At 68.0% G+C, this 9,370-nt stretch carries 7 protein-coding genes; 5 read left to right on the forward strand and 2 right to left on the reverse strand.

The genetic code is table 11. The annotated features are described in order from the left end of the window. A partial coding sequence (locus tag Q0C81_RS11390; protein ID WP_291837704.1) for a Calx-beta domain-containing protein occupies positions 1–1,142 on the reverse strand: 1,142 nt, incomplete at its 3' end. Between the two features lie 163 nt (positions 1,143–1,305). Beyond that, the gene (locus tag Q0C81_RS11395) at positions 1,306–2,205 is read right to left on the reverse strand and encodes an SDR family NAD(P)-dependent oxidoreductase (RefSeq protein WP_291837707.1); all 900 of its coding nucleotides are present in this window, start codon (positions 2,203–2,205) and stop codon (positions 1,306–1,308) included. A 189-nt stretch (positions 2,206–2,394) separates the two neighbouring features. On the opposite strand from Q0C81_RS11395, the gene Q0C81_RS11400 reads away from it, so the two are divergent. The 5 genes from Q0C81_RS11400 to Q0C81_RS11420 form a co-directional block, all read left to right on the forward strand. Next, a complete protein-coding gene (locus tag Q0C81_RS11400) occupies positions 2,395–4,566 on the forward strand; it encodes a TonB-dependent receptor (protein ID WP_291837710.1) in 2,172 nt (723 codons plus the stop codon). A gap of 90 nt (positions 4,567–4,656) precedes the next feature. Continuing rightward, positions 4,657–6,246, forward strand: coding sequence for an AMP-binding protein (locus tag Q0C81_RS11405; RefSeq protein WP_291837716.1), 1,590 nt, complete (start codon positions 4,657–4,659; stop codon positions 6,244–6,246). A 67-nt stretch (positions 6,247–6,313) separates the two neighbouring features. Next, entirely contained in the window at positions 6,314–7,015 is a 702-nt protein-coding gene (locus Q0C81_RS11410) for a TetR/AcrR family transcriptional regulator (protein ID WP_291837720.1), read from the forward strand. After that, on the forward strand, positions 7,012–8,256 hold the full coding sequence (locus tag Q0C81_RS11415; protein WP_291837723.1) for a serine hydrolase: 1,245 nt from the start codon (positions 7,012–7,014) through the stop codon (positions 8,254–8,256). The genes Q0C81_RS11410 and Q0C81_RS11415 overlap by 4 nt, the downstream gene beginning before the upstream one ends. A gap of 34 nt (positions 8,257–8,290) precedes the next feature. Beyond that, on the forward strand, positions 8,291–9,370 hold a 1,080-nt coding region (locus tag Q0C81_RS11420), incomplete at its 3' end, for an MFS transporter (RefSeq protein WP_291837725.1).

The following is a 9,370-nucleotide window of genomic DNA, read 5'->3' on the forward strand; positions in this document are numbered from 1 at the left end:
GCCGCCGAGACCGCGCCGGTCGTATAGGTGTAGCTGCCCACCGCCGTCGGCGTCACGGTCAGGGTGGACAGGCAGCTGGCGCCGGCGGCGAGCGTTCCGCCGGACAGGCTGAATTCCTTGGTCCCGGCGTTGTAGCTGGCCGTTGCGCTGGGGCAGTTGGTCGCCGGCGTGCTGCCGTTGACGTTCGCCGGCAGGGCGGCGGCCGCGAGAGAGACCCCGGTCATCGGGGAGGCGGTCGGGTTGGTGATCGTGATCTGCAGCTGACGGCTGCTGCCCAGGTTGATGGGGGAGGCGTTGAAGACCGCGCTGACCGTCGGAGGGGTCGCCACGTCGTCATTGACGATTGTGCCGATGCCTTGAGCGTCCGAGATCGTCGCATTCGTCGCGCCGCTGAGGTTCACGAAAAAGGTTTCGTTCGGCTCCGCCAGGGCGTCGCCGTTGGCCAGGACCGCGACGGTTTTCATCGTTTCGCCAGGTGCGAACGTCAGGACGCCGCTGACCGCGGTGTAATCGCTGCCGGCGGTCGCCGTGCCGTTCGCGGTGGCATAGTTGACGGTGACCGTGCTCGCACTGGCGGCCGACAGGAAGGCGGTGAAGGTGAAGGTCTTGGTCCCGGTATCGCCTTCGCTCTCGGACACGTCGTTGATCGACAGGCTGGGCGGGGTCGGCGCCGAGCAACTGAGCGTGATGTTGACGGTGCTGTTACGCGCCGCGGGATTGGACCCCGTATTGTAAATCGTGTCGTCGTTCACGCCGACTTCGAAGAAGTCACCGGCAGCGATGTTCGAGAAGGTGAAGGATCCCGACCCGCTGACCGCGGTCGAATCCTCGACGGATTCAGGGGCGAATTGGAAGCCGCTGTTCTGGCTGTACAGGATGTAGACGTAAGCGCCCTTGGTGTTTCCCGACCAGGAATAGGTCACGACCTCACCGTTCGCGAGCGGCTGGCTCGCGAAGTCGGTGAACTTGTCGGTGCCGTTGCCCGCGCCATCGACGGTGAAGGTTCCACCCAAGGCATTGATCGCACTGCACCCGGCCGAAAGGGCGAACGCGGCCGACGGCGCGGCCAGCGCCACCAAGGCCACGACCACCGTCAGCAGCGCGCGCGCGTAGACGCCCGCGCGGCCGAAGACCGACTTCACAATACCGAACATCTCTGACTTCCCCCGGGTCCGCCGCGAGCGCGACGGGTCAAGCTTCACCGGCAAAAATGACGGCGAAGCTTGGCCTTTATATTAAGGCGCCGTTAACGCCTACGCCCAGGAATCCCAGAATTCATCGCGGGCGTACCAAGGTTCCCGGATGTCAGGCCGCATCGAGCGCGCCGACCACCGCACGATCAGGATGGCCGATCTCGTGGGTGTACTGGGCGGCGCCGGATTCGGGGACCTGTTCCTCGGTCCGGTCGGCGATGCGAGCCCACTGCGCCTGAATCTGCTCGGCGGCGTCGGGGGCGTCGCCGACATGGACGCCCCGCGTCATCGTGATGTGCGCCTGCTCGAAGGCCCCCGCCCCCGCCAGCAGGATGGTGCGGGTCGGCGCGCTCTCGGCGGCCAGGGCGACCACGCCCGGGCTGACCAGGTCGGTAGAGAGGCCCTTGAGGTCATCGTCGGAATAGACGCCCTCGGTCATCCGCGTCGCCGCGCTGGGGGCCAGGCAGTTGACGCGGATGTCGAACTTGCGGCCTTCCAGCGCCAGGGTCTGCATCAGCCCGACCAGCGCCATCTTGGCCGCGCCGTAGTTGGCCTGGCCGAAGTTTCCGTACAGGCCCGACGACGAGGTGGTGAAGATCACCCGCCCGTAGCCCCTGTCGCGCATGTGCGGCCAGGCGGCCTTGGTCAGGTTGACCGATCCCATCAGGTGCACGTCCACCACCAGGGCGAAATCGTCCAGATCCATGTTGGCGAACGTGCGGTCGCGCAGGATGCCGGCGTTGTTGACCAGGATATCGATCCGGCCCCAGCGCTCGACCACGCCCGCGACCATGGCGAAGACGCCCTCGCGGTCGGTCACGCTGCACGTCCAGGGAACGGCCTCGCCGCCCGCGGCCGTGATCTCGGCGGCGACCGCGTCGCACGCGGCGGCCGACAGATCGTTGACCACCACCCTGGCGCCGTGGCGGGCAAGGGCGATGGCGTGGCTGCGGCCCAGGCCGCCGCCGGCGCCCGTGACGATGGCCACCCGGCCCTTGAGATCGATGGTCATGCTGGTCTCCCGACTGTTCCGGACATCGCCGCTGTCGCCCGGCTCCGGGCAGTCGCACTCTGATGATCCTGACCGAAAGGTCAATGTTCACTAGCCGGCGAGTGAGGATTGACGACGACTTGAATCGGTGAGACGGTCATGGTCACGGCGCCGTCAGAGCGCCCGAGGAAACATCGAGGGAGGAAGACCATGGGGCGCAAGCTCTGGCTGACGACATCCGCCGCCGTCCTGCTGTGGGCCGGAGCCGCGCAGGCTCAGGACGCCACGCCCCAATCCACCGACCAGCAGGCCGACGTCGCCTCGCTGGGCGAGGTGGTGGTCACCGCCGAACGGCGCACGACCAACCTTCAGGAAACCGCCGTCGCGGCCACCGTGCTGTCGGGCGAAAGCCTGGACGACCGCGGTGTCTTCTCGTTGGAGCAGCTGCAATTCGTGGCCCCGTCCACGACGGTGCAGAACTTCGGCCAGGGCAATTTCTTCAACGTGCGCGGCATCGGCAAGTCGGAGCCCACCACCGCCATCGGCGTGGGCGTAACCACCTATCGCGACGGCGTGCCGGTCTTCCCCGGCTACTTCCAGACCGAGCCCTATTACGACATCGGCGCGGTCGAGCTGCTGCGCGGACCGCAGGGCACCTTCGCGGGCACCAACGCCACGGGCGGCGCGGTCTTCATCACCTCGCGCAACCCCGACTTCTCGGGCGTGAACGGCTATGTGATGGGTCAGGTCGGCAACTACGACAACCTGAAATTCCAGGGCGCGGTGAACGTGCCAATCACCGACACCCTGGCCGCCCGCTTCGCCGTCAACAGTGAGCAGCGCAGCAGCTTCCACGAGATCACCGGCCCCTATAAGGGCAGCCCCGGCGACGTGGACATGAACAGCGTCCGCGCCAGCTTCCTGTGGACCCCGACGCCGGCCCTGCGGGTGCTGCTGAAGGGCGACTACAACAGCCTGGACTTCGGCGGCTATCCGGCCGACCCGGCGCTGGCGACCAACGATCCGTTCAAGATCACCGCCAACGGCCCCCACTCCGGCAAGGACGTGACGGCGCGCGTGTCGCTGAACGTCAGCTACGTCTTCGACAACGGGATCACCCTGCGGTCGATCACCGGTTATCAGGACGGGATCAGCGAGTTCTCGACCGACCTGGACGGCACCAGCGCGCTGAACAACACCTTCTATGACCGCGTAGAGGAAGACGTCTGGTCGCAGGAGATCAACCTGGTCTCGCCGGACAACCAGCGCCTGACCTGGCTGCTGGGCGCCTTCTGGCAGCAGGACAACGTCACCTTCCCGGTCACCACCTTCCCGCAGGGCGCCTATCACGTCGGCTTCCCCGAGGGCGTGGTCGACTACTACATCTTCGGCGAGACGCCGAAGGAGACCACCGCGGTCTTCGGCCAGGTCAGCTACGACATCTCGGACCGGCTGCAGATCCAGCTGGGCGCGCGCTGGTCGGAAAGCACCTCGCGCAACGACAACGTCTACACGACCTATCCGGCGTTCGGCCTGACCCTGCTGCAGAACGACGAGGTCACCGCCGAGAAGACGACCGGCAAGCTGAGCCTCAACTACAAGATCGACGACAACAACTTCGTCTACGGCTTCGTCGCCACCGGCTTCAAGATGGGCGGGCTGAACGCGCCGAACTTCTATGTCCCGGCCAGCTCCTTCGGGCCGGAAGACGTGATCGACTACGAGCTGGGCTGGAAATCGACCCTGTTCGGCGGCCGGGTCCGCACTCAGCTGGGCGCCTACTACATGACCTATGAGGGCTTCCAGGTCGTCGTCGGCGATCCGGCCGTCCCGCTGTTCAGCTCGATCGTCAACGTCGCGGACGAGACCGTTCTGATGGGCGTCGAGGCCTCGGCCCAGGTGCGCGTCGACGACTGGACCGTGGATGTCGGCGCCGCCGTCTCCAAATCGGAGCTGGGCGAGTTCTACGCCGCCGACCCGCGTGTCGCGCGCAGCGGCACGTGCAACGCCACCACCGGTCCGGCGACCGCCAACTGCCTCAACCTGGACGGCAACACCCAGAGCTATGCGCCGGAGTTCACCTTCAACATCGGCGTCCAGTATGATTTCCAGCTGCCGAACGGCGCGACCCTGTCGCCCCGCATGGACTACGCCCACATCGGCGAGGCCTGGACCTCCATCTTCAACAACCGGGCCCTGGGCGACCGGCTTGAAGCCCGCGACCTGGTCAACCTGATGCTCAGCTACAAGACCGACGACTGGACCGTCGCGGCCTATGCGCACAACGCGACCGACCAGACCTACATCGCCGCCGTCAACGCGGGCCTGCGCTACGCCGGGCCGCCGCGGCAGTTCGGCATCAACCTGATGAAGACCTTCTGAGCCTGACGCCGGGGCGGCGGCCGAAGGTCGCCGCCCCGCCCCCTTCGCCGGTCCGCCGGCCCCTGTAACTGTCTGGAATTTCGCTTCAGGATGATCGGCTCGCTCCCCGGCCCCATGCAAGACTATGCGCTGACCGTGGACCGCTTCCTGGATCACGGCGCCAAATGGCACGGCGAGGCGCGGGTGATCACCGCCGGCGTCGACGGCCCGGACTCCCTCCTCGGCTACGCCGCCCTGCGCGAGCGCGCCAACCGCCTGTCGGGCGCCCTGCTCGACCTCGGCCTGGCGCCTGGCGAGCACATCGCCACCCTGGCCTGGAACACCCAACACCATGTCGAGGTCTGGTACGGCGCCATGGGCGTCGGCCTGGTCTGCCACACCCTCAATCCCCGCCTGACGATCGCCCATCTGGCGGCGATGATCGTGCAGGCCGAAGATCGCGTGCTGGCGGTCGGCGCCGGACTGCGGGACATGGCCGAGGCCCTGCTGGCCGCCTGCCCCTGCCTCGAACACCTGATCCTGCTGGACGGCGATGCGGCGGAGGCCGGACGCGCCGACGTCAGCGAGCTGGAGACCCTGCTGGCCGAGCGCGGGCGTCCGGTCGAGTGGGGCCGGTTCGATGAGACGGCGCCGGCGGGCCTGTGCTTCACCTCGGGCACCACGGGCGCGCCCAAGGGCGTCGTCTACACCCACCGCTCCAACTATCTGCACACCACCCGCGCCCTGCAGGCGGACGCCATGGCCCTGACGGCCGACGACGCCGTGCTGGTGGCCGTGCCCATGTTCCATGCCAACGCCTGGGGCCTGCCGTTCGCGGCGCCTGCGGTGGGGGCCGACCTGGTCCTGCCAGGCCGGGTCACGGACGGCGCCAGCCTGGCCCGGCTGATCGACCGGCATCAGGTGACCGTCGCCGTCGGCGTGCCGACCGTCTGGCTGGGCCTGCTGGATCATCTGGACGCCACCGGCGCCGAGACCCACAGCCTGGAGCGCATCATCATCGGCGGCTCCAGCTGCCCCGACAGCCTCTTGCAGCGGATGGAACGCCGGTTCGGCGCGACGGTGCAGACCAGCTGGGGCATGACCGAACTGTCGCCGCTGGGCGCCATCTCGCCGCGCAGCCGCCGACCGGGCGCCGCGCGTGGATCGGGCCGCCCGCCCATGGGCCTGGACCTGCTGCTGACCGACGCCGAGGGCGCCCCCCTGCCCGACCAGCGCAACGTGGTCGGCCATCTGAAGGTGAGGGGCCAGAGCGTCTTGAACCGCTATTTCGGCGCGGCCGAGGCCGCCATCGACGCGGGCGGCTGGTTCGACACCGGCGACCTGGCCATCCTGGACGACGCGGGAAACCTGACGCTGGCGGGGCGGTCCAAGGACCTGATCAAGTCGGGCGGCGAATGGATCAATCCGGTCGAGATCGAGGAGATCGTCGGCGCCCTGCCCTCTGTCGGACTGGTGGCCGTGATCGGCCGATCCGATCCGAAATGGGGCGAGCGTCCCCTGATGGTGATCGAACCCGCCCGCGGACAGACCATCGACGACGCCGATCTGAAGGGCGCGTTGAAGGGTCAGGTCGCCGACTGGTGGATCCCCGAGCGGATCGTGCGCGTGACGGCCATGCCTCTGGCGGCCACGGGCAAGATCAACAAGGCCGTGCTTCGCGCCACCTATGGAGGCGCATAGGATGACCGCCGTCTCCATCGAGTCGGCGTTCTACCGTGGCGCGCCGGACCGCCTTGAGGTTCCGCCTATGACCACCCCGCCCCGCCAGCCGCGCCGCAAGGCAGAGCAACGCGCCGAAAGCCTGGAGCAACTGCTCGACGCGGCCGAGGAGCTGTTCTCGCAGCATGGCTTCTATGGGGTGACGATCAAGGACATCGCCGACAAGGTCGGGGTCCATAAATCGCTGATCCACTACTATTTCACCGACAAGCAGGAGGTGTTCGACAAGGTCATGGCGCGCCGGGCGCCCGTGACCAGTGGACGCCGCATGGAGGCCCTGGACGCCTATGAGGCGGCGGCGGGCGGCAAGCCGACGGTCGAGGGCGCCCTGCGCGCCTTCCTGGATACCGACCTGGACACCTACTCGAACGGCGGCGACGGATGGCGGCATTTCGGCGCCCTCAGCGCCCAGATCAACAATACCCCCGCCTGGGGCGCCGAGGTCATGGACCGGCTGTTCGACCCCGTCGTGCTGCGCCTCATCGGCCTGCTGCGGCAGGCCCTGCCGGACGCGACCGAGGAAGACCTGTTCTGGGGCTATCACTTCGTCACCGGCGCCCTGACGCTGAGCCTGGCACGCACAGGCCGGATCGACCACCTGTCGGGCGGCAAATGCCGGTCCGACGACTTCGAGGCGATCAAGGAGCGGATGGCCTCCTTCATGGCCCACGGCTTCATCGGCATTTGCCACGACCGCGCGGCGGAACGGCGAAAGCAGACGCGCGAATGACCGGCGGCCTTCCGTTCGCACCGGATCCCGAGGCCCTCGGCTTCGACTCCGCCCGTCTCGCCGACCTCGACGCCTATATGGCGGGCATGGTCGAGGCGGGGCTGGTGGCGGGGACCTCCACCCTGCTGATGCGCCACGGACAGGTCGCCGCCTTCACCACCTTCGGCCACGCCCGGCTGGGCGATGCGGCGCCGCTGAGCCGCGACGCCATCTTCCGCATCTACTCCATGACCAAGCCGGTGACCGGCGTGGCCATGATGATGCTGTTCGAGGAAGGCCGTTGGCGCCTCGACGATCCGGTTACGGACTATCTGCCCGAGCTGAAGGGCCAGAAGGTCTATGCCGGCCTCGCCGAGGACGGTGCCATGCTGACCGAGGACGCCCTCCGGCCGCCCACGATGCGCGAGCTGATGAGCCACACCACCGGGCTCGGCTACGGCCTGTTCGACGTGCATCCGGTCGAGCGCGCCTATCGCGAGGCGGGCGTCATGATGGCCCACGGCTATCAGGACCTTGTCGAGCGCGCGGCGAGGATCCCCCTGATGTTCCAGCCGGGAACCGAGTGGTTCTACTCCATCGCAACCGACCTGCAGGCGCTGGTGGTCGAACGGCTGTCGGGCCAGACCTTCGGCGAGTTTCTCCGCACCCGGATCTTAGCGCCGCTGGGCATGGTCGACACCGGCTTCCAGGTCCCCGCCGACCAGGTTCACCGGCTGGCCGAGATGTACTGCGACGACGGCGCGGGCGGACTGAAGGTCGCCGCCGACGCCTTCGACATGCCGATCAACGACTACACCCGCCCGCCCCGGTTCGAGGGCGGCGGCGGAGGTCTGGTCTCGACCGCGACCGACTACGCCCGCTTCTGCCAGATGATCCTGAACCGGGGCGAGCTGGACGGCGTTCGCATTCTGAAGCCCGAGACCATCGACCTGATGGCGACCAACGTCATCCCCGACGCCGTCCTGAACACATACAGCCCGCTGCGTCTGCTGCCCTTCAGCCCAGCCCTGACCTTCGGGCTCGATTTCGCCATCACCGAGGACCCGAAACGGCTGGGCCTCGGCGAAGGCAAAGGCACGCTGAGCTGGGGCGGCGGCGGCGGGACCTGGTTCTGGATCGACCCCGAGAACGACATCGTCTTCGTCGGCCTGATCCAGCGGATGGCCGATCCGGTGAGCAACGAGTTCCGCGCCAAGGCCCGCGGCTTCACCTACGCCGCGCTGACCCATCCCGAAAAATAGACGGGCCCTCAGGCCCGCATCCGAGGAAACGAGAATGAGTGCGACACCGATCGAATCCGGAGACCCTCCCGCCGCCAAACCGTCGGTGGGACGGCCCGCCTGGGTCGCCCTGGGCGTGCTGTGGTTCGTCTATGTGCTGAACTTCCTGGACCGGCAGCTGCTGTCGATCCTGGCCAAGCCGATCCAGGACGCCCTGCACATCACCGACGGACAGCTGGGCCTGCTGGGCGGGCTGTATTTCGCATTCTTCTACTGTTTCATCGCCATCCCCGTGGGCTGGCTGGCGGACCGGACCAACCGGGTTTGGGTAGTGTCCGTCGCCTGCGGAATCTGGAGCGCGGCGACCATCGCCTGCGGCCTGTCGCTCAGCTTCGGCCAGCTCGCCGTGGCGCGCATGACCGTGGGCTTCGGCGAGGCGGGCGGGGTGCCGCCGTCCTACGCCATCATTACCGACTACTTCCCGCCCGGCCGTCGCGGCATGGCGCTGGGCATCTACAATCTGGGGCCGCCCGTGGGCGCGGCGCTGGGCATCGCCTTCGGCGCGTCGGTGGCCGCCGCCTTCAGCTGGCGTGACGCCTTCATCGCCATCGGCGCGGTCGGCGTCGTCGTCGCCGCCGCCACCCCCTTCCTGGTCAAGGAGCCCCGGCGCGGCGGACTGGACCGGGCGCCGGACGCCGCGGCCCCGCCCCGAGCCGGCTTCTGGGCCACGGTGAGGATGTTCTTCTCCACCCCGACCCTGGTGCTGGCCTCGCTGGGCAGCGGCGTGACCCAGATCGTCACCTACGGCCTGGGCAATTTCGCCGTGCTGTTCCTGATGCGCGAGAAGGGGATGACCCTGAACGACGTGGCCCTGTGGTACGCACTGGTGGTGGCCATCGGCATGGGCGGCGGCATCTTCGCCTCCGGATGGCTGATCGACCGCTACACGCGGCGGTCCAAGAAGGCCTACGCCCTGCTGCCGGCCATCTCGCTGTCGCTGGCCCTGCCGCTCTACATCGCCTTCGTCTGGGCGCCGTCGTGGCCGCTGGCGCTGGTGCTGATGCTGGGTCCGAACTTCCTGAACTACTTCTACCTGTCGTCTTCCGTGGCGCTGGTTCAGGAAGAGGTGAAGCCC

Origin of the sequence: Brevundimonas sp. (assembly GCF_023259385.1) — a bacterium.
In the GTDB taxonomy this organism is placed as follows: domain Bacteria; phylum Pseudomonadota; class Alphaproteobacteria; order Caulobacterales; family Caulobacteraceae; genus Brevundimonas.